This is a genomic window from Streptomyces ruber, from assembly GCF_014648075.1.
Classification (GTDB): domain Bacteria; phylum Actinomycetota; class Actinomycetes; order Streptomycetales; family Streptomycetaceae; genus Streptomyces; species Streptomyces ruber.
Genome location: NZ_BMQK01000001.1, coordinates 478,972 through 501,359, shown reverse-complemented (window position 1 = coordinate 501,359; position 22,388 = coordinate 478,972). Strand labels below are relative to the sequence as shown.

Here is a 22,388-nt window from a genome sequence, read left to right as displayed (position 1 = left end):
GTTCGTGGCCCGGCGCCGGGAGAGCCGCCGGGCGGGTCGGTGCTCGCAGTGCTCGTCAGTGCTTCGCGGGCAGGAAGCCCACCTTGTCGTACGCCTGGGAGAGGGTCTCCGCGGCGACGGCGCGCGCCTTCTCGGCGCCCTTGGCCAGGATCGAGTCGAGCGTCTCCGGGTCGTCCAGGTAGCTCTGGGTGCGCTCCCGGAAGGGCGACACGAAGTCGACCATGACCTCGGCCAGGTCCGTCTTCAGCGCACCGTAGCCCTTGCCGGCGTACTTCTGCTCCAGTTCCGGCACACTGGCACCGGTGAGCGTCGAGTAGATGGTCAGCAGGTTGCTGACACCCGGCTTGTTCTCCGTGTCGTACCGGACGACGGTGTCGGTGTCGGTCACCGCGCTCTTGACCTTCTTGGCGGTGGTCTTCGGCTCGTCGAGGAGGTTGATCAGGCCCTTCGGCGTGGAGGCCGACTTGCTCATCTTGATCGACGGGTCCTGGAGGTCGTAGATCTTCGCCGTCTCCTTGAGGATGTACGGCTTCGGGACCGTGAAGGTCCGGCCGAAACGGCCGTTGAACCGCTCGGCGAGGTCGCGGGTCAGCTCGATGTGCTGGCGCTGGTCCTCACCGACCGGGACCTCGTGCGCCTGGTACAGCAGGATGTCCGCGACCTGGAGGACCGGGTACGTGAACAGGCCGACGCTGGCCCGGTCGGCGCCCTGCTTGGCGGACTTGTCCTTGAACTGGGTCATGCGGGAGGCCTCGCCGAAGCCCGTGAGGCAGTTCATGACCCAGGCGAGCTGCGCGTGCTCCGGGACGTGGCTCTGCACGAAGAGGGTGCAGCGCTCCGGGTCGAGACCGGCGGCGAGCAGCTGCGCCGCGGCGAGCCGGGTGTTGGCGCGCAGTTCGGCCGGGTCCTGCGGAACGGTGATCGCGTGCAGGTCGACGACCATGTAGAACGCGTCGTGGGACTCCTGGAGAGCCACCCACTGGCGTACGGCGCCGAGGTAGTTGCCGAGGTGGAACGAGCCTGCGGTGGGCTGGATTCCGGAGAGCACGCGGGGTCGGTCTTGGGCCATGTCCACCATTCTCTCAGGTACCGGGGGCCGGTTCGGAACCCGGAACCCGGAACCCGGGTGGTCCCACGGGGGGGCGGCCCTTGGTTCCGGGCCGCCCCTCGGGACCGTCTCGCCCGGGGCCGGTCTCGCCCGGGTCTCGCCCGGGGCCGGTCTCGCCCGGGTCTCAGCCGAGGTCGACCTCCGGGTACAGCGGGAAGCCGGTGAGCAGGTCCGCGGCCCGGTGGGAGACCTCGTCGGCGATCTTCGCGTCGAGGACGTGCTGGGCCTTGGACGGGGCGCCCTTGGCGGTGGTGCCGGGCTCGGCGGCGGTGAGGACGCGGTCGATGAGGGCCGCGATCTCGTCCATCTCGGCGGTGCCGAGGCCCCGGGTGGTGAGCGCGGGGGTGCCGATGCGGATGCCGGAGGTGTACCAGGCGCCGTTGGGGTCGGCGGGAATGGCGTTGCGGTTGGTGACGATGCCCGAGTCGAGCAGCGCGGTCTCGGCCTGGCGGCCGGTGAGGCCGTAGGAGGAGGCGACGTCGATCAGGTTGAGGTGGTTGTCGGTGCCGCCGGTGACGAGGGTGGCGCCGCGCCGGGTCAGCCCCTCGGCGAGGGCGCGGGCGTTGTCGACGACGGCCTGGGCGTACGTCCGGAAGTCGGGGCGGCGGGCCTCGGCGAGGGCGACGGCCTTCGCGGCCATGACGTGCGGGAGCGGGCCGCCGAGGACCATCGGGCAGCCGCGGTCGACCTGGTCCTTGAGGCTGTCGTCGCACAGGACCATGCCGCCGCGCGGGCCGCGCAGCGACTTGTGGGTGGTCGTGGTGACGATCTGGGCGTGCGGGACCGGGTCGTAGTCGCCGGTGAGGACCTTGCCCGCGACGAGACCGGCGAAGTGCGCCATGTCCACCATCAGGGTCGCCCCGACCTCGTCGGCGATCTCGCGCATCACGCGGAAGTTCACCAGGCGCGGGTAGGCGGAGTAGCCGGCGACGATGATCATCGGCTTGAACTCGCGGGCGGTGGCGCGCAGGGCCTCGTAGTCGAGCAGGCCGGTGGCGGGGTCGGTGCCGTAGGACCGCTGGTCGAACATCTTGCCGGAGATGTTGGGGCGGAACCCGTGGGTGAGGTGGCCGCCGGCGTCCAGGGACATGCCGAGCATGCGCTGGTTGCCGAAGGCCCGGCGGAGCCCGTCCCAGTCGGCCTCGGAGAGGTCGTTGACGTTGCGGACGCCGGCCTTCGCCAGCGCCGGGGCCTCCACGCGGTCGGCCAGCACGGCCCAGAAGGCGACCAGGTTGGCGTCGATGCCGGAGTGCGGCTGGACGTAGGCGTGCCGGGCGCCGAACAGCTCGCGGGCGTGCTCGGCGGCGAGGGACTCCACGGTGTCCACGTTGCGGCAGCCGGCGTAGAAGCGGCGGCCGACGGTGCCCTCGGCGTACTTGTCGCTGAACCAGTTGCCCATCGCCAGCAGGGTGGCCGGGGAGGCGTAGTTCTCGGAGGCGATCAGCTTGAGCATCTCGCGCTGGTCGGCGACCTCCTGGCCGATGGCGTCGGCGACGCGGGGCTCCACGGCGCGGATCACGTCGAGGGCGCTGCGGAAGGCGGTGGACTCGGTGGAGAGGGGCGCGCCGCCGGCGGACACGGGCGCGGGCACGGGCTCGGACATGGGGACCTCCGGACGTGGGCGTTCGGCGTTCACAGTACGGCCCAGGCGCACGGCACAAGGTTCGCTCGGGCCGCTCCCCGATGGTCGGTCCCATCCCAGCGCGCCAGTCACGGCCCGCCGCCCAGCCTACCGGGCGGGCCGGAGCGCCCGGCCGCCACGTCCACGATGCGGGCGGACGCGGCGGGCGGGACGGGGCCGGGGCGGCCCGGATCACTCGTGGAACTCGACCTGCAGCCCGAGGGCGACGACGAGGGTGCCGGGCGGGACCGGGAGGCCGTTGGCCACCAGTGAGTGCAGCGAACTGAGCGAGTTCAGGGAGAGCAGGAGCAGGAGGGCGATCGCTCGCAGCGTGTTACGGGGAGGCTCGGCAGCCATGGAAGGGGTCCTCGGTGATGAAGGGGCCAGCGGAACGGGACAGCCGTACGCGTACAGCCACGTGCACGGCAGGGAGCGAGTCTGTGACCGTCCGTCACCGCCCGCAAGGCCGTCCCGCACGTTTCTCGCAGCTCGGGATCCCTGCCGGTCCGGCCTGCGGGGACGTGCCCTTCCCGGGACTCATCCCCACCTCTGGCCGCTGCCCCGGTCGCAGCTCCGGGTGCGGGGACCGGCGGCGCTCTCCTCCAGGCACACACCCTCCTGCTGGTGCCTGACCTCCGTCGAGGCGTCGTTCCAGGTGGTCAGCCGCCAGCGCTGGGACCGCCCCCCGGCCCCGGTGACGCACTGGGCGGCACGCGGCCCGCCGTCGGCCAGGTCCACGCATCTGCCGGTGGCGTGGTTCCTCAGCCGTGCGGTGCCGTCGGCGTACGTGTCGACGGTCCAGCGCTGGTAGCTCATGCCGTTGCAGGAGTAGGTGCGCAGCCCGAAGTCGAGGCTGTCGTCGAGGCAGTACCCGTCGAGGCGACTGGTGAAGACCCGCACGTTCGGGGCCGCGCCGGAGCCCCGCCGGATCTTCTCCTCCGCCGTGGGGGTGACCGGCGGCGGGGCGGCGGGAGCGGTCTCCGGCGGCTGCAGCCGGGAGGTGAGCGCCACGCCGAGGAACAGGCCCACCACACCGGTGACCACGGCGGACGGCCAGGGGCCGCGCCATCGGGGGGACAGGGTGCGCAGGCGGCGACGGAACGGGGCGGCGGTTCGTCGTGCCGGGGTCGTCGTGGGGGCTGGGACGTCCGGTGTCGCTGGGGCGGCCGGGGCTGCTTGAGCGACTGGGGCGGCCGTCTCCGTCGCGGCCGGAGCGGCGTCGTCCGTCGTGGGCGGGCCGGGGTCCGCCGCGGGCGGAACGGGGTCCGTCGCGGGCGGAACGGGGTTCGTCGCCGGCTGGGTGCGGTTCGCCGCCTCCCACAGGGCCCGGTACGCCGTGGAGTCCACGCCCAGCGCCCCGCACAGGTCACGGACCACGTTCCAGGGCGGCACCGTCGTACCGCGCAGGTAGCGCGAGAGCGACGAGTCGCTGATCGGCAGCTCGGCCTCCAAGGACCGCAGCGTGCGGCCGGACCGCTGCCACGCCTCCCGCAGGGCCCGGGCCAGTTCGCGGACCGCGCCCGTTCCGTCGCCCGGCATGGCTCCCCCTTCGTCCCCTGTCCCGGGACGGCGGTGTCCCAGCAGGTCGGAACCTTAGGGATCCCGATATGGGTGAAGCAAAGGGGACAAGCTTGTGCAGATGTGACGCTGATTCGCAGACTCACGTCACTTGAACGCACCCGGAACGCATGCGGTACGAGCCCGGTCGGGCAGACCCGGTCCGAGGTCCCGGCCGAGCGCCGCCGGGCACCGATGAGCACGTCGAGCAGAAGGGGGACGGCATGCGCCTCTACCGGTCCGCCGCCCGCGGGGAGACCTCACTGCGGGCGGCATTCGCCGCGATCACCCTGGCCGCCCTGCTGCCCACCGTGCCGACCGGGGGCGGGGACCAGGCGCCGTCAGAGGATCACGTGCGGCAGGAAGCGCGCGTACCCGTCCGTGACCAGGCCCGACGACTCGCGGATGCCCAGGCCGGCCGGCTCGTCCCCGACCACCCAGGCACCCAGGACGACCCGGTTGCCGTCGAAGGACGGGAGGGGGGCCAGTTCCTGGTAACAGCAGGGCTCGTCCCGTACGGCGGGGGGCGCGTCCGGGGCCCCCGGGGCGGCCGGCTCGTGCACGGTCACGCCCGCGCCCTCCCGCCCCAGCAGCGGCTTGGCCACGTACCCCGGGCCGGAGGCCAACTCGCGGGGGCCGTCGACGTAGGCGGGCAGCAGGTTGGGGTGGCCCGGGAAGAGCTCCCACACCACGGCCAGCAGGGCCTTGTTGCTGAGCAGCATCTTCCAGGCGGGCTCGATCCACATCGTCGTGCCCGTGCCACCGCCGTTGTCGAGGGTGGCGAGGACGTGCGGGGCGAAACGGTCGGTGGTGAGCCACTCCCAGGGGTACAGCTTGAAGATGCTGCGGATGAACCGGAGCTTCTTGTCGACGAAGCGCCCGGACAGCCGGTCCCAGCCGATGTCCTCCATGGAGATCCAGTCGGTGTCGAGGCCGGCCTGTCCGGCGGTCTCCATGAGGTAGGCCACCGTCATCAGGTCCTCGCCGAGTTCGTCGCCGGCGGAGTGGGCGAAGTACAGCGGGCTGCCGGGCGGCAGCAGGTGGGCCTGCTGCCGCCACGCGTCGACGAGGCGTTCGTGGAGGGAGTTCCACTGGTCGGCGCCCGGGAAGCGCTCCTCCATCCAGAACCACTGCGGGCTCGCGGCCTCGACCAGCGAGGTAGGTGTGTCCGCGTTGTACTCCAGCAGCTTGGCGGGGCCGGTGCCGTCGTAGCGCAGGTCGAAACGGCCGTAGACGGAGGGGAGTTCCGCGCGGCGGTGCCAGGCGTCGGCGACCAGTCCGGCGAGGCGCGGGTCGGTGATGCCGAGATCGGCGAACCGGTCGTGCTCGACGATGTGCGCGGCCGCCGCCAGGCACATCCCGTGCAGTTCCTCGACGACCTCCTCCAGCGCCTCCACCTCGGGCAGCGAGAAGACGTAGTACGCGCTCTCGTCCCAGTACGGGCGCAGCGAACCGTCCGGGTGACGGGTCAGGGGGTAGATGAGCCCCTGCTCCTCGACGGTCTGCTGCCAGCCGGGGCGGGGCTCCAGGGTGCGGCGCTCCATGCGTCTCAGCCGCCGCCCGAGCCGCTGGAGCAGCCGAAGCCGTCGCGGTCGACGGCCTCGTCGCGGCTGAAGGTGCCGTGGTCGGCCCAGCGGCCGCTGACGTCGGCGTCGTAGTACCAGTCCGCGTCCTCGACCGTGCCGCTGCCCGTCTTGACCTTGGCGCCCTTCTTGCCCTTGGTCTTGCTCACGGAGCCGCTGCCCGGGGAGGAGCAGTTCTTGTCGGCGACGATGCGGTAGCCGTTGGCGAAGTCGTAGCTGTCCCGGTCCACGCAGCGCCGGTCCGGTTCCGAGCCGCAGGAGGTGAGGGCCGCCGCGACGATGCCCATCCCGCCGAGTACGACCGTGCTCGACCGCAGCCGTCTGCGCCGCTCTGCCATGTGCTCCCCCGTCGGTGCGCCTGTACCGAAGTCCCGCCTGTACCGGAGTACCGGTGTGGCTTGAATTCCGCGCTCACCTTAGTGAGCGGCCCGGGATCTTGCCCAGCCGGTCCCATGCATGCCCACGTCATTTTCACCCCCGCCGGTTCCCTTTCCGGCGCCCCTTCCGGTTCCGGCCACCGGTGCCCATGGAGGCCCGGCTCCCGTACGAGCGCTACGGGGCGACCTGCACAGCGCGTCCGGCGCTCCCGTCCACGCGTGGTCCGGCGGGGTTCCCTATCGGGCGCGGTCCCGGTGTCGCGTCCCGTCCCGGCGTCGGCGGGATCCGCCATGTGCGTTGGCCGTGACTCACGTGACGGGCGGGTGCGCCGCCGCTGCCTTCGTCAGGTGCACGGCCGCCCGCAGGCTGAGCTCCGGCTCGGCCCGCCGCAGCACCTTGATCGCCCGTACGGAGTCCGGAGCGCCCTCGTAACCGGCCGCGGCCAGGCGCTCGTGCACCCAGCGGGCGCGCAGCTCGTCGTCGTGCGCCGCGGCGGTCCGCTCGGCCAGGGCGACGGCCCGTTCCAGGCCGGGGCGTTCCGTCTCGTCCGCCTCCGCGAGGGCCTGCCGCAGGGTCTTCACCAGGGCCTCTGTGTCCCGCAGGACGAGGACGCCGAGCTCCGTGCCGTTGTTCCCGAACATACGGACCATCGTGGCGGCCGGGTGCCGCCCTCCTCAAGCGAGTTGAGCGGCTTCTGAGCCGGTGGAAACACGTCGGACGGCGGCGGGCCCCGTCCCGCGGACCGGAGCGGGGCCTGTCTGTGATCCGGCCGTCAGATGAGGCCGAGCGCGCGGACCGCCTCGCGCTCCTCCTCGAGCTCCTTGACGGAGGCGTCGATGCGGGCGCGCGAGAAGTCGTTGATCTCCAGGCCCTGGACGATCTCGTACTTGCCGTCCGCGACGGTGACGGGGAAGGAGGAGATCAGGCCCTCCGGGACGCCGTACGAGCCGTCGGACGGGATACCCATGGAGACCCAGTCGCCCTCGGCGGTGCCGTTGACCCAGGTGTGGACGTGGTCGACGGCGGCGTTGGCGGCGGAGGCGGCCGACGAGGCGCCACGGGCCTCGATGATGGCGGCGCCGCGCTTGGCGACGGTCGGGATGAAGTCCTCGGCGAGCCACTGCTCGTCGTTGACGGCCTCGGCGGCGTTCTTGCCGGCGACCGTGGCGTGGAAGATGTCCGGGTACTGGGTGGCGGAGTGGTTGCCCCAGATCGTCAGCTTCTTGATCTCGGAGACCGGGACGCCCGTCTTCTTCGCCAGCTGGGTCAGCGCGCGGTTGTGGTCCAGGCGGGTCATCGCGGTGAAGCGCTCGGCCGGGACGTCCGGCGCGGCGGCCTGGGCGATGAGGGCGTTGGTGTTGGCCGGGTTGCCGACGACGAGGACCTTGATGTCGTCCGCGGCGTGGTCGTTGATGGCCTTGCCCTGCGGCTTGAAGATGCCGCCGTTGGCCTCCAGGAGGTCACCGCGCTCCATGCCCTTGGTACGGGGACGGGCGCCGACCAGCAGGGCCACGTTCGCACCGTCGAAGGCGACGTTGGGGTCGTCCGAGATGTCGATGCCCTGCAGCAGCGGGAAGGCGCAGTCATCGAGCTCCATGGCGGTGCCCTCGGCGGCCTTGAGCGCCGGGGTGATCTCCAGCAGGCGCAGCCTGACCGGCACGTCCGCGCCGAGCAGCTGGCCGGAGGCGATGCGGAAGAGCAGGGCGTAACCGATCTGGCCGGCCGCGCCGGTGACGGTGACGTTCACGGGAGTGCGGGTCATGGCGTTCTCCGTATGACAGCAGGCGGTGGGGCGTCCCTGCCCCGGGTGCTGGATCCCCGCCGCCGGTCGGGGTGGCCGGCGCCCTGCGCCGAGGTGACCGATCAACGGGGTGGATGATCGATCTCTTGGCGTCAAGAGAGATCCAGCCGTCAGGCTATCGCGCATCCGGTTTTTCGGACGTCCCGGTTCCTGTGGCCCGGACCACAGCGGCGGAACCCGGGCTCCCGGGTGGCCGGGCAGGTGAGTGGCCGGGCACGCGGGAGGCGGGAGGCGGGAAGTTGTGTGCGTCGGGCCGGGCCTCGCGTCAGGGGCGGGCATGCGGAGCGGCGGCCGCCCGTCCGGGAGAGGAGAGACGAAGACGGCCGCCGTGCGGGGGTACCGAGCCGGGAGACGATGCCGGGTCTCCCAAACTGGCCGGACTCCCGTGGGGGTACTCTCCGCCTGCCCCGCACCGCGGCGCCCATTCCCCTTCCACGGCGATTACTTCGCGTGGCGGGAGCGCCCTCGGTCGACGCGCGCCCTCGGGCGCCGACCCGGGCGCCCCTTGGGCTCCCCGGGCTCCCTTTGGACTCCCCGAGCTCCCCCGGCTCCCCGGCTCCCCGGCTCCCCGGCTCCCGGAATGGGACGGTGCCCGCCTGGTGTCCCGTGGCGCTCCAATTCCCTGGGTCCTGGAGTCCTGGGCTCTTTGGCTCTTTGGCTCTTGGGCTCCTGGGCTCCTGGGCTCCTGGCGTCCTGGGCTCCTGGCGTCCTGGGGGGTTGCGCCCGGCCGTTACTGCGTGCAGCCCTCCTGCCCCGCCTGCAGCGTCGCGCACGCCTTCGCCTCGCCCGCGTCCTTCACGGCGACCATCGGGGTGTACGCGGTGGTGTCGCCCGCCGCCTCTATCGCACCGGTCTGCTCGGTGCCGCCCGCGCTCACCCGGACCTCGTCGCCCTGCGCGGCCGCGGTGATGCGGGCCCAGGCGGTGCCGCAGGTCTCGCTGTAGCGGACCTCGACCAGGGCCGTGCCGACGGTGACGCTGTCGGAGGTCACCACCAGGTCGCCGCTGCACCCCATGGCCTCGGCGTCCTTGCCGGTGCAGTCCTCGCCGCCGCACTTCACGCCGGCCGGCAGGTCGGCGTTCTGCCCCGCGGTGCTCGCGGGCGCGGACGGCTCACCGTCGGCGGCGCTCCGGCCGCCACCGCCCGTGAGGAAGTACGCCGCCCCGATGACGACCAGCGCGCCGCCGACGCCGGCGAGGAACATGGTGAGCCGCCGTTTGCGCCGCGCGTCCCCGGCCGCACCGCCGCGGCCCGGCCCGGCGTCGGCCGGGTCCGCGGCCGGCCCGAACGCACCGGCCGGTCCGGCCCCCGCCCCGTACGCACTGCCCGGTCCGGACGACGTCCGGTGGGCCCCCGTGCCGCGGGACGGGCCGGTCGGGTCCGACGCCGTGGGGGCGACGCCCCAACTCCCGCCGCGGGGGCCGCCCGTGCCCGGCCCGGCGCCCGGGGCGGCGTACGGGGGCGCCGCGTGCCCGTGCCCGTACGGCTGCCGCTCCCCGCCGGGCGCCGGTGCCTGCGACGGGACGGAGGGCGACACCGTGGGGGCCACGCCCGCCGGGCCCGCCACGCCCGGCCGCGGGGCCGTGCCGCGGTTCGGGGTCGGCCTCCCTTTGCCGTTGCGGCCCTTGACGGTCTGCTGGGGACCCGTCTCACCGAGTGCGGCACGCGCCTGGGAGATCCGTATGGCCTCCATGGTCATGTCGTGGCGCATCTCCGAACGGCTCCAGGCGCGTTCGGCGAGCTCCCACATCGTGGTCAGGTGCACCGGGCTGGTCCCGGTCACCTCGGCCAGCGCGACGATCGCGCCCTTGGGCGCGAGCAGCCGGCCGTTCAGGTACCTCTCCCAGGACGTCTTGCTGTAGCCCGTGCGGTCGGCCACCGCCGCGATGCTCAGCCCACTGCGGTCGACGACTCTGCGCAGCTGTCCGGCGAACTCCCTGACCTGTGGATCGAGTTCATCGGGCAAGGCCCTCCAACGAGGCATTGCTCCCCCTCTTCCCCCCCGAACGTGCTTGATCTTTCCCCCGTGCCGTGCTTCCCGCACATGGTGCTCTGGTCGTGGTGCCTCTGTGGTGTCCTTGTCCGGCGTCTCGTTCGGACTACCCAGTGGGATGAGCCCGGTCAGGATGTCAGTTCCCATGGCGGGGGCGTGCGGGAGCATTCGGGCCGGGGCACGTACCGTCGCACACCCCCCGTTTGCGGTCCAGTGTCGCACCGGCACCCCGCGCCCCTGGCTACGGACCGGCCACGGACCGGCCACGGACGGATCGCCGTAGCAAGGCGCGAACACCATGGCGGAACGGTCACTTCCGTGCCACAGCGGGCGGCCGGGCGTTGAACCCACCGATCCCCGTGCAGGAGTGTGGAACCAGCGGCGGCCCGTCCTCGCTCGGGGGAGAGGATGGGCCGCCGTTGCGCTGCGCCCGCCGTGCGGTGCGAGCTGTGCGCGTGGTGCGGCATGCACGGTCCGGCCGGCGCGACCGGTCCGGCCGGCGCGACCGGTCCGGTCAGCGCGACCGGATCGTGAAGTGCAGTGTCTCGTCCAGCAGCGGGATCTCCAGCCACGGATCGGGCTGGGCCATCATCGCGAGCAGGACGATGGCCGTGCCGAGGATGCCGTACGTGACCATGTCGGTGAACCGGGACCGCACGGCGAGCATGCCCACGTCGGGCAGGACCCAGCGCAGCACCGCTCCGGCGAGCAGGGCCAGACCGATCAGGATCGTGCCGTACCGGAACACGTCCAGGGCGGTCAGCAACAGCCCGAGCCCGACGGCGGACAGAACGGCGAGGACAGGCCACTGCCGGGCGGGGGCGGGGGCGTCCCGGGGGGCCGCCCTGCCACCGCCCTCGGGCCGCGCGGTGTCCCGGGTGAACATCGGGAACCGCCGCGTCACCCGCCGCGGCCTGCCCTCGGCATCGGGCGCGCTGATGGCGTCGGAGACGACCATCTCCCCGTCCTGGTCCCGCACGACCGGCTCCCGGCCGGCTCCGGGGACGGGCGACTCACCGCCGGACGCGGCCGACTTCCCTTCGGCCTCCGACGCGGCGGCCGGCTCGCCGCCGGGGTCGGGCGCGGCGGGCTTGCCGGTCGCGTCGGACACGGCCGGCTCACCGCCGGACCCGGCCGCTGCCGCATCAGCGCCCCCCTCAGGCAGGGCTGACTCGCCGCTGTCACCGTCGGGCGCACCTGTTCCCGGCTCCGGCTCCGGCTCCGGCTCTGGCTCGGTCCCGGACGTTCCGGAGGTCTCGCCCCCGCTCCGGGTCCTCCCCTCGCCCCGCGACGCGTTCCCGTCCCCGGCGGGCCCGTCCCCGGCGTTCCCGTCCCCGGCGGGCCCGTCCGCGGTCCCGGACGGGGCCGTGGCCGGGGAGCCGCCCGCGCGCGGGGCTGCGCCCTTGCCGTCCCGCGAAGCGTCACCCTCAGGCGCGGAGGCGGTGGTGTCCTGCGCCCCGGCCCCCGGCTCAGCCGACACTGCGCTCCGCCGCCTCGACCACGTTGACGAGCAGCTGGGCGCGCGTCATCGGGCCCACACCACCCGGGTTCGGCGAGATGAACCCGGCGACCTCGGCGACGTCCGGGTGGACGTCGCCCACGATCTTGCCCTCGGCGTTGCGCGAGACGCCGACGTCGAGGACGGCGGCGCCCGGCTTCACGTCCTCGGGACGGATCAGGTGGGCGGAACCGGCCGCCGCGATGATGATGTCCGCCCGCTTCAGGTGCGCCGAGAGGTCGCGCGTACCGGTGTGGCACTGGGTCACGGTCGCGTTCTCGCTGCGCCGCGTCAGCAGCAGCGGCATGGGCCGCCCGATCGTGACGCCACGGCCCACGACCACGACCTCGGCGCCCTTGATTTCGACGCCGTAGCGGCGGAGCAGGGTGAGGACGCCGTTGGGGGTGCAGGGCAGCGGTGCCGGCTCGTTGAGGACCAGGCGCCCCAGGTTCATCGGGTGCAGGCCGTCCGCGTCCTTGTCCGGGTCCATCAGCTCCAGGATGCGGTTCTCGTCGATGCCCTTGGGCAGCGGCAGCTGGACGATGTAACCCGTGCAGGCGGGGTCCTCGTTGAGTTCGCGGACGACCGCCTCGATCTCCTCCTGCGTGGCGGTCGCGGGCAGTTCGCGCTGGATGGAGGCGATGCCGACCTGCGCGCAGTCACGGTGCTTGCCCGCGACGTACTTCTGGCTGCCGGGGTCGTCCCCGACCAGGATCGTTCCGAGGCCGGGCGTGACGCCCTTCTCCTTCAGAGCCGCCACGCGGGCGGTCAGATCGGACTTGATCGCGGCTGCGGTGGCCTTGCCATCGAGAATCTGGGCGGTCATGCTCCCATCCTCGCGGATGACACGCCCCGGGTTCCAATCCGGGTGCCCGGCCCCGCACCAAGCGCCCACCAGCCCGTATTCGTCCACCTATCCGCCCATGAGCGGCGATGTTGCTCTTGCACAACACATAGCGAATGCGGCTGGACAAATAAGCCATGGCTAAAGAACGATGAGCGGCGCAGTGCCGCGGAGTGCCGGGGGGACGGACCGCATCTGTGCAACATTCCTCCGAACCGTGCCGCGCGTCGTCCCCGCACCACGGAGGAAAACCTCGCCATGAGCTTCGGCGACCCGAACAACCCCTACGGGCCCCCGCAGGGCCAGCAGCCGCAGCAGCCGCCGCAGCCGCCGCAGCCGGGATACGGCTACCAGCAGGCGCCCCAGGGGCAGCCCGGCTACGGCTACCCGCAGGCGCCGCAGGGTGCGCCGCAGCAGGGCTACGGCTACCCCCAGCAGGGCTACGGGTACCCGCAGCAGCCGGGCTACCCGGGCGGCCCCGGGCCCCGCGTCGCCTCGATGGGCCGCCGTTTCGGCGCCCGAGTGATCGACAGCCTGATCATCGGCGTCATCTACTCCGTGTTCGCCTTCGCCGGCATCGCCGGATCGCTCAGCACGGTCAGCGACTGCGACCCGTACGCGGCCGACTACGAGGCCTGCGTCAACGACGCCAGCGGCAGCTTCGTGTCGGCGTTCGGTGCAATCTTCGGCGTCCTGGCGATATGCAGCCTGCTCTACGAGTGGCTGATGGTCGGCCTGGTGGGCGCGACGCTGGGCAAGCTCGCCGTCGGCCTCCGCGTCGTGAAGGCCGACACGGGGCAGAAGCCGGGCCTGGGCTCCTCGTTCATCCGCTACATCATCCCGATCGTCGGCAGCTTCGTCTGCGGCATCGGGCAGCTGATCGTCTACCTGTCCCCGTTCTGGGACAAGTCGGGCCGCCAGCAGGGCTGGCACGACAAGGCCGCCGGCACCATGGTCGTCCAGAACTGACCGGACTGTACGGTCGTCCGGCAGGGCCGTGTCCCCACCCCGTGCGAGGGTGAGGACACGGCCCTGTGTCGTCCGCGCGGCGGGCGGCGGTGATCCGCCGCTCAGTGCGTGCGATCCGCTCCGCTCAGTGCGCGCGCTCCGCTCAGTGCGCGCGATCCGCTCAGTGCGCTCAGTGCGCTCAGTGGAAGAAGTGCCGCGTCCCCGTGAAGTACATCGTGACGCCCGCCTTCTGCGCGGCCTCGACGACCTGCTCGTCCCGGACCGAACCGCCGGGCTGGACCACGGCCTTGACGCCCGCCTCGGTGAGGATCTCCAATCCGTCGGGGAACGGGAAGAAGGCGTCGGAGGCGGCGTACGCCCCACGCGCCCGCTCGGCACCGGCGCGCTCCACCGCGAGCTTCGCGGAGTCGACCCGGTTCACCTGACCCATGCCGACGCCGACCGAGGCACCGTCCTTGGCGAGCAGGATCGCGTTGGACTTGACGGCCCGGCAGGCCTTCCAGGCGAAGGCGAGCTGCGCCAGCTCGTCCTCGGTCAGCGCCTCACCCGTCGCGAGGGTCCAGTTGGCCGGGTCGTCGCCGTCGGCCTGGAGCCGGTCGGTGACCTGGAGCAGCGCGCCGCCGTCGATCGGCTTGACCTCGACCGGGGCGGAGGGCGCCTCGGGGGCGCGCAGCACGCGGATGTTCTTCTTCTTGGTGAGGGCCTCGAGCGCGCCCTCCTCGTAGTCCGGCGCGACGATGACCTCGGTGAAGATCTCCGCGACCTGCTCGGCCATCTCCTTGCTCACCGGCCGGTTCACGGCGATCACGCCGCCGAACGCGGACAGCGGGTCGCACGCGTGCGCCTTGCGGTGCGCCTCGGCGACGTCCGCGCCGACCGCGATGCCGCAGGGGTTGGCGTGCTTGATGATCGCGACGCAGGGCTCGTCGTGGTCGTACGCGGCACGGCGGGCGGCGTCCGTGTCCGTGTAGTTGTTGTACGACATCTCCTTGCCGTGCAGCTGCTCCGCCTCGGCCAGGCCGCCCGTGCCCGAGGTGTAGAGGGCGGCGGGCTGGTGCGGGTTCTCGCCGTAGCGGAGGGTGTGCTCGCGCTCCCAGGTGGCGCCGAGGAAGTCGGGGAACTGCGAGTCGTCCACGGGGGCGTACTCGGTGGCGAACCAGGAGGCGACCGCGACGTCGTACGCGGCGGTGTGCTGGAAGGCCTCGGCGGCGAGCCGCTTGCGGGCGGTCAGGTCGAAGCCGCCGTCCTTCACCGCGGCGAGGACGTCCGCGTACCGGGCGGGGCTGGTGACCACGGCGACGGAGGGGTGGTTCTTGGCGGCGGCGCGGACCATGGACGGGCCGCCGATGTCGATCTGCTCGACGCACTCGTCGGGCGTCGCCCCGGAGGCGACCGTCTCGCGGAACGGGTAGAGGTTGACGACGACCAGGTCGAACGGCTCGACGCCCAGCTCGGCGAGCTGCCGCTGGTGGTCCTCCAGGCGCAGGTCGGCGAGGATGCCCGCGTGCACCTTCGGGTGCAGGGTCTTGACCCGGCCGTCCAGGCACTCGGGGAAGCCGGTGAGCTCCTCGACCTTGGTGACGGGGACGCCGGCGGCGGCGATGCGGGAGGCGGTCGACCCGGTGGAGACGAGGTCGACGCCGGCCTCGTGGAGCCCCTGGGCGAGCTCCTCGAGCCCGGTCTTGTCGTAGACGCTGACGAGCGCCCGGCGAATCGGCCGCTTGTTGCTCTCGGCGGTCACTGGATAACTACCTTTCGTCCCTCAATGCGATAGCCGTTGCGGGCGAGGCGCCCCACGACGTCGACGAGCAGCCTTCGCTCGACTTCCTTGATGCGCTCGTGCAGCGCGCTCTCGTCGTCCTCGTCCCGGATCTCCACCACGCCCTGCGCGATGATCGGCCCGGTGTCGACGCCGTCGTCGACGAAGTGGACGGTGCATCCGGTGACCCTGGCGCCGTACGCGAGCGCGTCCCGCACACCGTGGGCTCCCGGGAAACTGGGCAGCAGGGCGGGGTGCGTGTTCACGAACCGTCCGCCGAACCGCGCCAGGAACTCCTTCCCCACGATCCTCATGAACCCGGCGGACACCACGAGGTCCGGCTCGTACGCGGCGACGGCCTCGGCGAGCGCCGCGTCCCACTCCTCGCGGGTGGCGTGGTCCTTGACCCGGCACACGAAGGTCGGCAGCCCGGCGCGCTCGGCGCGGGCGAGTCCCTCGATGCCGCCGCGGTCCGCGCCGACGGCCACGATCTCGGCGCCGTAGGCCCCGGGGCCCGTCTCGGCGATGGCGTCGATCAGCGCCTGCAGGTTCGTACCGGATCCGGAGACCAGGACGACAAGGCGTTTGGCCGCGGACTCGACCACGGGCTCGGCCACGGAGGGGCCCTTTCTCGGGGGGATCTTTGTGCGGTCCTACGAACGCTTCGCGCCCCGGGATACGGGGAAGTCTACGAAGCGGCCGACCGTCAGCAACGATACCGGCAGCGCACCGGGCCCCCACGGGACGGGGGCGCGGCCGGAAGGTAGCGTCTGGAAAGCATCCACCCGGGAACCCGGCACACCACGGGGAACGCCTCGCTCGCGCGGGACGTTGACCAAGGACGGGAAGGCGGTCCGGGACCGTCCCGGGCGCGCCCCGACCGACACCGGCGCGGTACCCGTACCGGTTCCGGCCGGTTACCGAGCCCGCGCACGGCAGCCCTGACACCGACAGCCCGCACACCGATCAGCCCGCACACCGACAGCCCGCGCACCGACAGCCCGAATACCGACATACCGACGTATCGATTCCAAGGGGAAGACGCACACCTGATGCCGGACCGCAGCCTCCGACTCCCTCCGCTCCTGCTGCGTGAGCGGCACTCCTCCGCCCCGAGTTCCGGATCGCGCTCGGGCGACGAGGTGTCCCCGCCGCAGGGGGGCGGGAGCGTGCCGAAGACCGGGCAGGACACCGGCGACGGGCACGGGTCCCAGGCTCCCGCTTCCTCTCCTTCGGCTCCCGCCGACGACAATCCGTTCGCGCCGCCGCCCGAGGGGGCGCCGGACCGGCCGTGGCAGCCGCGCCGCCCCGCGGGCGGACAGGAGACGGAGGACAAGGGCAGGCGTTCACCGTGGGGCAGCCAGTGGAGCGACCGGCAGCCCGGACGTGCCACGGGCGGCGGGTTCGGCGAGCGCCCCCGCCACTCCGGCGGACCGGGCGGACCCGGTGGACCGGGCGGCCCCAACGGACAGAGCGGCCCGCACGGACAGGGCGGGCCCGAGGGCGGCCCGGGTGCCGGTATGCGCTGGGACCCGACGGACCCGGTCCAGCGGCGCGCCCGGTACGCGCTGCTGGCGGGACTGTGGGCCTTCTTCTTCTCCCTCTTCGGCTGGCCGTACGTGGCGCTGCTGCTCGGCGCGCTGGCCCTGCACTGGGGCATCAGCTCCCTGCGCGGCACCTCGCGCCGTCCGGACGCCTCCTCCGACACGCCCGTACCCGCCGCTCCCGCATCCGGCGCCCCCGCGCCCGCCGCACCCGCACCCGCCGCGACCGGCGCGGGCCCCCGCCCGCAGGCGACGGCGGCGATCAGCGGTGTGGTCCTGGCGTCCCTGGGTCTCCTGATGGTCGCCGTGTCGTTCACCGCGCAGCTGGTCTACCGCGACTACTACACCTGCCAGAACGACGCGCTGACGACGGCGTCGAGGGAGTCCTGCGAAAGGTTCCTGCCCGACGAGCTGCAGGGGATCCTGAGCTCGGACTGACCCGCTCCCGGGCCGGCCTACTCCTTCGGGGACCCGTGCGCGGACTCGCTCGCGGGCTTGTCCACGGTCTCCACCGGCAGGAAGTCGTACGGTTCGAACGCGGCGTCCCCGGAGGCCCGCTCCGGCACGCCGCGGGAGCCCCGCCGCCCGCGGGGCCACGCGGACCACGTACCGGGCGGCAGCGCACGGCCGAGGCGGCGGGTACGGACGCGGGGGCGGGCGTCCGCGCAGGGGCGGGCGCCGGATCCGGGACCGGAGCCCGGGCCTGCTTCCGGCGCCTCGGCCGTCCTGTGCGGTCCCGGCCGGGCCGGACCTCGCATCCGGCCGCCACCCGAACGGGACGGCCCCTGCCCCGCCTCCCGGGGCTTCCGGAACATCCGGAACTTACAGAACTTCCGGAACATCCGGAACATCCGGAACATCCTGAACGCCTCGGCTCTCCGATGCGTTCGGCGCTTCCGGTCGCGCGTGCTCCAGGCCCGTGCCCCGAGTGCCACCGGCATCCCCACCACCGACGTCCAGACGACCGCGGCGGCCCCCGCCTGCCACCACACCGGCCCGACGCCGGCCAGCGTGGCGACGCCCAGGCCGCCGCCGGACAGGGCGGCGAGGGCGGCCACGGCGAGCCCGCACAGCGCGGACGCGCAGACGGTCGTGGCGAGGGTTTGGCGGCCGGACCAGGGCGTACCCCGGTCCCCGCGGGCCGCCGCTGCCGCGGTGAACCGGCCCACCGTCACCCCGGCGGCCAGCGGTACCGCGCCCACCGCCCACAGCAGCGGCGATCCGTACACGCTCGTCCCCGTCTCCGGCGCGGCCGACAGGAGCGGGAAGGGCAGCAGCAGGGAGTCCGGCGGCGCCGGGACCAGCGGCGCCGTCATCCGGCCCGCCCCCAGCGCGAAACCGGGTCCGAGCCCGTACGAGGCCGCCCACACCACCGCGTTCGGCATCAGGGCCACGCACAGCAGCAGGACGGCGAAGCGGCCCGACCAGATCTCCGTGAGCCGGACGAAGGACGCCCGGCCCGTGTCACCGTGCAGGACCAGGGACAGCGCCACGAGCAGCGCGCCCCCGCCGGCCAGCACGGCCGTACCCGCGCCCGCGGCCCGTCCGGCGACGGCCAGCCGCCGCCGGGCCGCCGGACCGGCCCGTTCGCCGAGCCAGGCCGGCAGCGGACCGCGCGGCCTTCCGTACGCCGTCCACACCCCCGCGGCCGCCGCTCCCGCCGCGAGCAGCGGTACGCAGAGCGCCGCATGGGGCCAGGACGGGCGCGGCTCGCCGCCGGAGGCGTACAGCGCGACCGCCCCGCCGACGGCCGCGTACGCCGTCACGACCCCCGTCCACGCCGAGCGGGAGGAGACGGACGGGTCGTCCGCCGCGTTCCGTGCCGCCCGGTGCACGAGCCGTACGGGGAGGACGAGCAGCAGGAGCGGGGTGATGCCGACGGGCGCGGGGATGCCGGAAAGGGTGTCGGTGCGGACGAGCTCGACACCGTGGGCCAGCAGCCACAGCGACGCCGCGACGTGCGCCACCCCGCTCGGTCCGCTGTCCGGGTACGGCGAGGTGATCCACAACAGGGTCACCAGGACGCCGAACGCGCCGAGTCCGAGCCCCGCCGCGACGACCCCGCCCAACAGCCCCGAGGCCAGTGCGGACGGCGGCGAGAAGGGGAAGCGGGAGGTCGCCTGACGGGCCGGATCGGCCGGGTCGGTCACATGGGTCACGACGGCCATGCTCCCAACGACACGCGCTTTCCGTGCGTAACGGACGAAACATGGATGTGTCGCTCAAGATACTTTTATGTGGTTTTCCGTGCGCAGAGGTATGAAGGACGCGGAGGGCGTGAATGACGTGCTGGGCGCGAAGGGCGTGAGCGACGTGCTGGGCGCGAAGGGCGTGGAGGACGGTGCGGGCTCCGGCACGGCCGCGCCCGGCGCCGCGCCCGCCCAGGCCTTCGACGCCCTGTACGCGCTCGGCGCCCCCGCCCTCGTACGGCAGGTCTTCCTGCTCACCGGACGGCCTCGGCATGCCCATCGGGCCGTCGAGCGCGCCTTTCAGCTCGCCTGGCAGCACTGGCCTGAGGTGGCCGTCGACCGGGACCCGGCGGGATGGGTGCGGGCCGCGGCTCACGAGTACGCGCTCTCTCCCTGGCGGCGGCTGCGCCCGCGGATCCACCGCCGGGCGAGTTCCCCCTCGTCCGGCTCGCAGGGTTCGTCGCGGGACCCGGCCGGCCGGGTCCTGGCCGACGTGCTGCTGGAGCTGCCGCCACCGTACCGGCGCGCCCTGCTGCTGTACGACGGGCTCGGGCTCGGCCTCCCGGAGACGGCCGCCGAGATCGAGGCCAGCACACCCGCCGCGGCGTCCCGGCTGCTGAACGCGCGAGAAGCCGTCGCCGCGCAGCTGCCCGGGCTGGCCGACCCGGAGGCGCTGCGGCACAGCCTCCGCGAGGCGCTGCGGGAGGACCACGTCCCGGTGGTGGACACGGTCACGGCGGACCGTGTCCGGACCGGCGGCGAACGCCGTGCCCGGCTCTCGGTCCGGGCGGCCGCCGCCTTCACGGTCCTGTTGACCGGCACCACCGTCCTCACGCTGAGGGTCGCGCCCGACCGTTACGAGGCACCGGCGTCCCCGGGGGCCGTGGTGCAGGGGCTGCCGCCACGGGTGGCCCCCGGACCGCTGTCCCACGAACAGCTGGAACTGCGCGAGAAGCTGCGCCGGGAGACGGTGCGCGGGCCTCACCGTCTGGTGCCGGAGGGGCGCTGACGCGATACCCGTGTTCACGGCCGCACGGCCGGACAGCCGGCCGTGCGGCCGTGAACACGGGCGGGCCCGCACCCTCCTCGGCACAGCACACGTGTGAGAGGGGTGCGGGCCCGTGACCGCCATGAGCGAGCCACCGTCGTGGTGGCTCCGCCGGGCGGCCGGCGTCAGCCGTTCAGGATCTCGCGCGCCAGCTTGGCCGTCTCGGTCGGGGTCTTGCCGACCTTGACGCCCGCGGCCTCGAGGGCCTCCTTCTTGGCCTGGGCCGTGCCGGAGGAACCGGAGACGATGGCGCCGGCGTGGCCCATGGTCTTGCCCTCGGGCGCGGTGAAGCCGGCGACGTAGCCGACGACCGGCTTGGTCACGTTCGCCTTGATGAAGTCGGCCGCGCGCTCCTCGGCGTCGCCGCCGATCTCACCGATCATCACGATCAGGTCGGTGTCGGGGTCGGCCTCGAACGCGGCGAGCGCGTCGATGTGCGTGGTGCCGATGACCGGGTCACCGCCGATGCCGACGGCGGACGAGAAGCCGATGTCACGGAGCTCGTACATCATCTGGTACGTCAGCGTGCCGGACTTCGAGACCAGGCCGATGCGGCCCGGCTTGGTGATGTCGCCCGGGATGATGCCGGCGTTCGACTGGCCCGGAGTGATCAGGCCGGGGCAGTTCGGGCCGATGATCCGGGTCTTGTTGCCCTTCTCGACGGCGTACGCGTAGAACGCGGCCGAGTCGTGGACCGCGATGCCCTCGGTGATGACGACCGCGAGGGGGATCTCGGCGTCGATCGCCTCGACCACGGCGGACTTGGCGAAGGCCGGCGGGACGAAGAGGACGGAGACGTTGGCGCCCGTCTTCTCCATCGCCTCGGCGACCGTGCCGAAGACCGGGATCTCGGTGCCGTCGACGTCGACGGTCGTGCCCGCCTTGCGCGGGTTGACGCCACCGACGATGTTCGTGCCGTCGGCCAGCATGAGCTTGGTGTGCTTCATGCCCGTGGCACCGGTCATGCCCTGGACGATGACCTTGCTGTCCTTGTTGAGGAAGATAGCCATGGCTGTGGTGTCCCTCGTCCCTTACTTCGCAGCCGCGAGCTCGGCGGCCTTGTCGGCCGCGCCGTCCATGGTGTCCACGCGCTGGACCAGCGGGTGGTTGGCGTCGGAGAGGATCTTGCGGCCGAGCTCCGCGTTGTTGCCGTCGAGACGCACGACCAGCGGCTTGCTGACGTCCTCACCACGGTCGGCGAGCAGCTGCAGCGCCTGGACGATGCCGTTGGCGACCTCGTCGCAGGCGGTGATGCCACCGAAGACGTTGACGAAGACGGACTTGACGTCCGGGTCGCCGAGGATGATCTCCAGGCCGTTCGCCATGACCGCGGCGGAGGCGCCGCCGCCGATGTCGAGGAAGTTGGCGGGCTTCACGCCGCCGTGGGCCTCACCGGCGTACGCGACGACGTCCAGGGTGCTCATGACGAGACCCGCGCCGTTGCCGATGATGCCGACCTCGCCGTCGAGCTTGACGTAGTTGAGGCCCTTGGCCTTGGCCGCGGCCTCGAGGGGGTTGGCCGCCGCCTTGTCCTCGAGCTCCTCGAACTCCGGGTGACGGAACTCGGCGTTCGCGTCCAGCGAGACCTTGCCGTCGAGGGCGATGACGTCACCGGAGGCGACCTTGGCGAGCGGGTTGACCTCGACCAGGAGGGCGTCCTCCTTGACGAAGGTCTCCCACAGGGTCACCAGCACGTCGGCGACCTTGTCGGCGACCTCGGCCGGGAACTGCGCCGCGGCCACGATCTCCTGGGCCTTCTCCTTGGTGACGCCCGCGTTGGCGTCGACCGGGATCTTGGCGAGCTTCTCGGGGGTGGTCGCCGCGACCTCCTCGATGTCCATGCCGCCCGCGACGGAGGCCATGGCGAGGAACGTGCGGTTCGTCCGGTCGAGGAGGTAGGAGACGTAGTACTCCTCGACGATCTCCGGAGCCGTCTCGGCGATCATCACCTTGTGGACCGTGTGGCCCTTGATGTCCATGCCGAGGATGTCCGTCGCGCGGGCGACGGCCTCGTCCGGGGTCGCGGCCAGCTTCACGCCACCGGCCTTGCCGCGGCCACCGACCTTGACCTGGGCCTTGACGACCGACTTGCCGCCAAGGCGCTCGGTCGCCGCGCGCGCCGCCTCAGGCGTGTCGATGACTTCACCGGCCAGCACCGGTACACCGTGCTTGGCGAAGAGGTCCCTCGCCTGGTACTCGAACAGGTCCACGCGCGTCCGTCCCTATCAGTGATCTAGCGGTTCGTTGGGTGCGTGGGCGTGCCGCGAAGGGCAACGTGACGTCCGCTCTGTCACAAGGGGTGCGCACACGGTGTCCGAGCGCGCGGCATGTCCGCCTCGCAGGTTATCGCCGCCGGAGGAGGGGGTCTAAATCACGGATCACACCTGAGCGGTGATACCTGTCACATGGTGCCTTCCGCGGCGGAGCCTCGTGCGGACTCGTACGGGCTTGGAGTGTTTCGTACCCCCGCGGGTGCTCGCGGCACGTCCGCTCCCC

The 22,388-nt window shown here is 72.8% G+C and carries 19 protein-coding genes and 1 riboswitch; of the genes, 3 read left to right on the top strand and 16 right to left on the bottom strand.

The window, feature by feature from the left end; translation table 11 throughout:
* Positions 1-55 precede the first annotated feature (55 nt).
* From trpS to IEZ04_RS02280, 11 genes are all read right to left on the bottom strand, one after another.
* Positions 56-1,069, bottom strand: coding sequence for a tryptophan--tRNA ligase (gene trpS, locus IEZ04_RS02330; protein WP_189214887.1), 1,014 nt, complete (start codon positions 1,067-1,069; stop codon positions 56-58).
* 163 nt (positions 1,070-1,232) lie between these two features.
* Complete coding sequence (locus tag IEZ04_RS02325) at positions 1,233-2,711, bottom strand: glycine hydroxymethyltransferase (protein ID WP_189214886.1); 1,479 nt, start codon at positions 2,709-2,711, stop codon at positions 1,233-1,235.
* A 32-nt stretch (positions 2,712-2,743) separates the two neighbouring features.
* Positions 2,744-2,832, bottom strand: a riboswitch (ZMP/ZTP riboswitch).
* A gap of 89 nt (positions 2,833-2,921) precedes the next feature.
* Positions 2,922-3,086 carry a hypothetical protein gene (locus IEZ04_RS02320; protein WP_189214885.1) on the bottom strand — a complete coding sequence of 55 codons (165 nt, stop codon included), beginning with the start codon at positions 3,084-3,086 and terminating at the stop codon, positions 2,922-2,924.
* A 180-nt stretch (positions 3,087-3,266) separates the two neighbouring features.
* Entirely contained in the window at positions 3,267-4,268 is a 1,002-nt protein-coding gene (locus IEZ04_RS02315) for a ricin-type beta-trefoil lectin domain protein (protein ID WP_189214884.1), read from the bottom strand.
* A 359-nt stretch (positions 4,269-4,627) separates the two neighbouring features.
* Complete coding sequence (locus IEZ04_RS02310) at positions 4,628-5,830, bottom strand: glutathionylspermidine synthase family protein (RefSeq protein WP_189214883.1); 1,203 nt, start codon at positions 5,828-5,830, stop codon at positions 4,628-4,630.
* A gap of 5 nt (positions 5,831-5,835) precedes the next feature.
* Positions 5,836-6,207 carry a hypothetical protein gene (locus tag IEZ04_RS02305; RefSeq protein WP_189214882.1) on the bottom strand — a complete coding sequence of 124 codons (372 nt, stop codon included), beginning with the start codon at positions 6,205-6,207 and terminating at the stop codon, positions 5,836-5,838.
* Between the two features lie 348 nt (positions 6,208-6,555).
* The gene (locus IEZ04_RS02300) at positions 6,556-6,888 is read right to left on the bottom strand and encodes a hypothetical protein (RefSeq protein ID WP_189214881.1); all 333 of its coding nucleotides are present in this window, start codon (positions 6,886-6,888) and stop codon (positions 6,556-6,558) included.
* Positions 6,889-7,019: 131 nt separating this feature from the next.
* A complete protein-coding gene (locus IEZ04_RS02295) occupies positions 7,020-8,009 on the bottom strand; it encodes a malate dehydrogenase (RefSeq protein WP_189214880.1) in 990 nt (329 codons plus the stop codon).
* 769 nt (positions 8,010-8,778) lie between these two features.
* Positions 8,779-10,032 carry a helix-turn-helix domain-containing protein gene (locus IEZ04_RS02290; RefSeq protein WP_189214879.1) on the bottom strand — a complete coding sequence of 418 codons (1,254 nt, stop codon included), beginning with the start codon at positions 10,030-10,032 and terminating at the stop codon, positions 8,779-8,781.
* Positions 10,033-10,555: 523 nt separating this feature from the next.
* Positions 10,556-11,020 carry a DUF3017 domain-containing protein gene (locus tag IEZ04_RS02285; RefSeq protein ID WP_373296249.1) on the bottom strand — a complete coding sequence of 155 codons (465 nt, stop codon included), beginning with the start codon at positions 11,018-11,020 and terminating at the stop codon, positions 10,556-10,558.
* 490 nt (positions 11,021-11,510) lie between these two features.
* Positions 11,511-12,365 (bottom strand): bifunctional methylenetetrahydrofolate dehydrogenase/methenyltetrahydrofolate cyclohydrolase, encoded by an 855-nt coding sequence (locus IEZ04_RS02280; RefSeq protein WP_189214878.1) that lies wholly within the window; start codon positions 12,363-12,365, stop codon positions 11,511-11,513.
* A 276-nt stretch (positions 12,366-12,641) separates the two neighbouring features.
* On the opposite strand from IEZ04_RS02280, the gene IEZ04_RS02275 reads away from it, so the two are divergent.
* On the top strand, positions 12,642-13,352 hold the full coding sequence (locus IEZ04_RS02275; RefSeq protein WP_189214877.1) for an RDD family protein: 711 nt from the start codon (positions 12,642-12,644) through the stop codon (positions 13,350-13,352).
* A 178-nt stretch (positions 13,353-13,530) separates the two neighbouring features.
* On the opposite strand, the gene purH is transcribed toward IEZ04_RS02275, so the two are convergent.
* Both purH and purN read right to left on the bottom strand, forming a co-directional pair.
* Positions 13,531-15,093 carry a bifunctional phosphoribosylaminoimidazolecarboxamide formyltransferase/IMP cyclohydrolase gene (gene purH / locus IEZ04_RS02270; RefSeq protein ID WP_189214876.1) on the bottom strand — a complete coding sequence of 521 codons (1,563 nt, stop codon included), beginning with the start codon at positions 15,091-15,093 and terminating at the stop codon, positions 13,531-13,533.
* Positions 15,090-15,728, bottom strand: coding sequence for a phosphoribosylglycinamide formyltransferase (purN, locus tag IEZ04_RS02265; protein ID WP_189214875.1), 639 nt, complete (start codon positions 15,726-15,728; stop codon positions 15,090-15,092). The genes purH and purN overlap by 4 nt, the downstream gene beginning before the upstream one ends.
* Positions 15,729-16,163: 435 nt before the next feature.
* Between purN and IEZ04_RS02260 the strand changes: the two genes are divergently transcribed.
* Positions 16,164-17,093: a hypothetical protein gene (locus IEZ04_RS02260; RefSeq protein ID WP_189214874.1), complete on the top strand. Its 930-nt coding sequence runs from the start codon at positions 16,164-16,166 to the stop codon at positions 17,091-17,093.
* 17 nt (positions 17,094-17,110) lie between these two features.
* On the opposite strand, the gene IEZ04_RS02255 is transcribed toward IEZ04_RS02260, so the two are convergent.
* Entirely contained in the window at positions 17,111-18,823 is a 1,713-nt protein-coding gene (locus IEZ04_RS02255; RefSeq protein WP_189214873.1) for a cell division protein PerM, read from the bottom strand.
* Positions 18,824-18,932: 109 nt separating this feature from the next.
* Between IEZ04_RS02255 and IEZ04_RS02250 the strand changes: the two genes are divergently transcribed.
* A complete protein-coding gene (locus tag IEZ04_RS02250; RefSeq protein WP_373296238.1) occupies positions 18,933-19,853 on the top strand; it encodes a sigma factor-like helix-turn-helix DNA-binding protein in 921 nt (306 codons plus the stop codon).
* 164 nt (positions 19,854-20,017) lie between these two features.
* On the opposite strand, the gene sucD is transcribed toward IEZ04_RS02250, so the two are convergent.
* On the bottom strand, positions 20,018-20,902 hold the full coding sequence (sucD, locus tag IEZ04_RS02245; protein WP_189214871.1) for a succinate--CoA ligase subunit alpha: 885 nt from the start codon (positions 20,900-20,902) through the stop codon (positions 20,018-20,020).
* Between the two features lie 21 nt (positions 20,903-20,923).
* Positions 20,924-22,102, bottom strand: a complete 1,179-nt coding sequence (gene sucC, locus IEZ04_RS02240; RefSeq protein ID WP_189214870.1) for an ADP-forming succinate--CoA ligase subunit beta — start codon at positions 22,100-22,102, stop codon at positions 20,924-20,926.
* Between the last annotated feature and the right edge of the window lie 286 nt (positions 22,103-22,388).

Bases quoted from the DNA above. Each gene is read 5' to 3' on its own strand.
- trpS (WP_189214887.1), bottom strand. From the start codon at position 1,069: ATGGCCCAAGACCGACCCCGCGTGCTCTCCGGAATCCAGCCCACCGCA.
- IEZ04_RS02325 (WP_189214886.1), bottom strand. From the start codon at position 2,711: ATGTCCGAGCCCGTGCCCGCGCCCGTGTCCGCCGGCGGCGCGCCCCTC.
- IEZ04_RS02320 (WP_189214885.1), bottom strand. From the start codon at position 3,086: ATGGCTGCCGAGCCTCCCCGTAACACGCTGCGAGCGATCGCCCTCCTG.
- IEZ04_RS02315 (WP_189214884.1), bottom strand. From the start codon at position 4,268: ATGCCGGGCGACGGAACGGGCGCGGTCCGCGAACTGGCCCGGGCCCTG.
- IEZ04_RS02310 (WP_189214883.1), bottom strand. From the start codon at position 5,830: ATGGAGCGCCGCACCCTGGAGCCCCGCCCCGGCTGGCAGCAGACCGTC.
- IEZ04_RS02305 (WP_189214882.1), bottom strand. From the start codon at position 6,207: ATGGCAGAGCGGCGCAGACGGCTGCGGTCGAGCACGGTCGTACTCGGC.
- IEZ04_RS02300 (WP_189214881.1), bottom strand. From the start codon at position 6,888: ATGTTCGGGAACAACGGCACGGAGCTCGGCGTCCTCGTCCTGCGGGAC.
- IEZ04_RS02295 (WP_189214880.1), bottom strand. From the start codon at position 8,009: ATGACCCGCACTCCCGTGAACGTCACCGTCACCGGCGCGGCCGGCCAG.
- IEZ04_RS02290 (WP_189214879.1), bottom strand. From the start codon at position 10,032: ATGCCTCGTTGGAGGGCCTTGCCCGATGAACTCGATCCACAGGTCAGG.
- IEZ04_RS02280 (WP_189214878.1), bottom strand. From the start codon at position 12,365: ATGACCGCCCAGATTCTCGATGGCAAGGCCACCGCAGCCGCGATCAAG.
- IEZ04_RS02275 (WP_189214877.1), top strand. From the start codon at position 12,642: ATGAGCTTCGGCGACCCGAACAACCCCTACGGGCCCCCGCAGGGCCAG.
- IEZ04_RS02260 (WP_189214874.1), top strand. From the start codon at position 16,164: ATGCCGGACCGCAGCCTCCGACTCCCTCCGCTCCTGCTGCGTGAGCGG.
- IEZ04_RS02255 (WP_189214873.1), bottom strand. From the start codon at position 18,823: ATGGCCGTCGTGACCCATGTGACCGACCCGGCCGATCCGGCCCGTCAG.
- sucD (WP_189214871.1), bottom strand. From the start codon at position 20,902: ATGGCTATCTTCCTCAACAAGGACAGCAAGGTCATCGTCCAGGGCATG.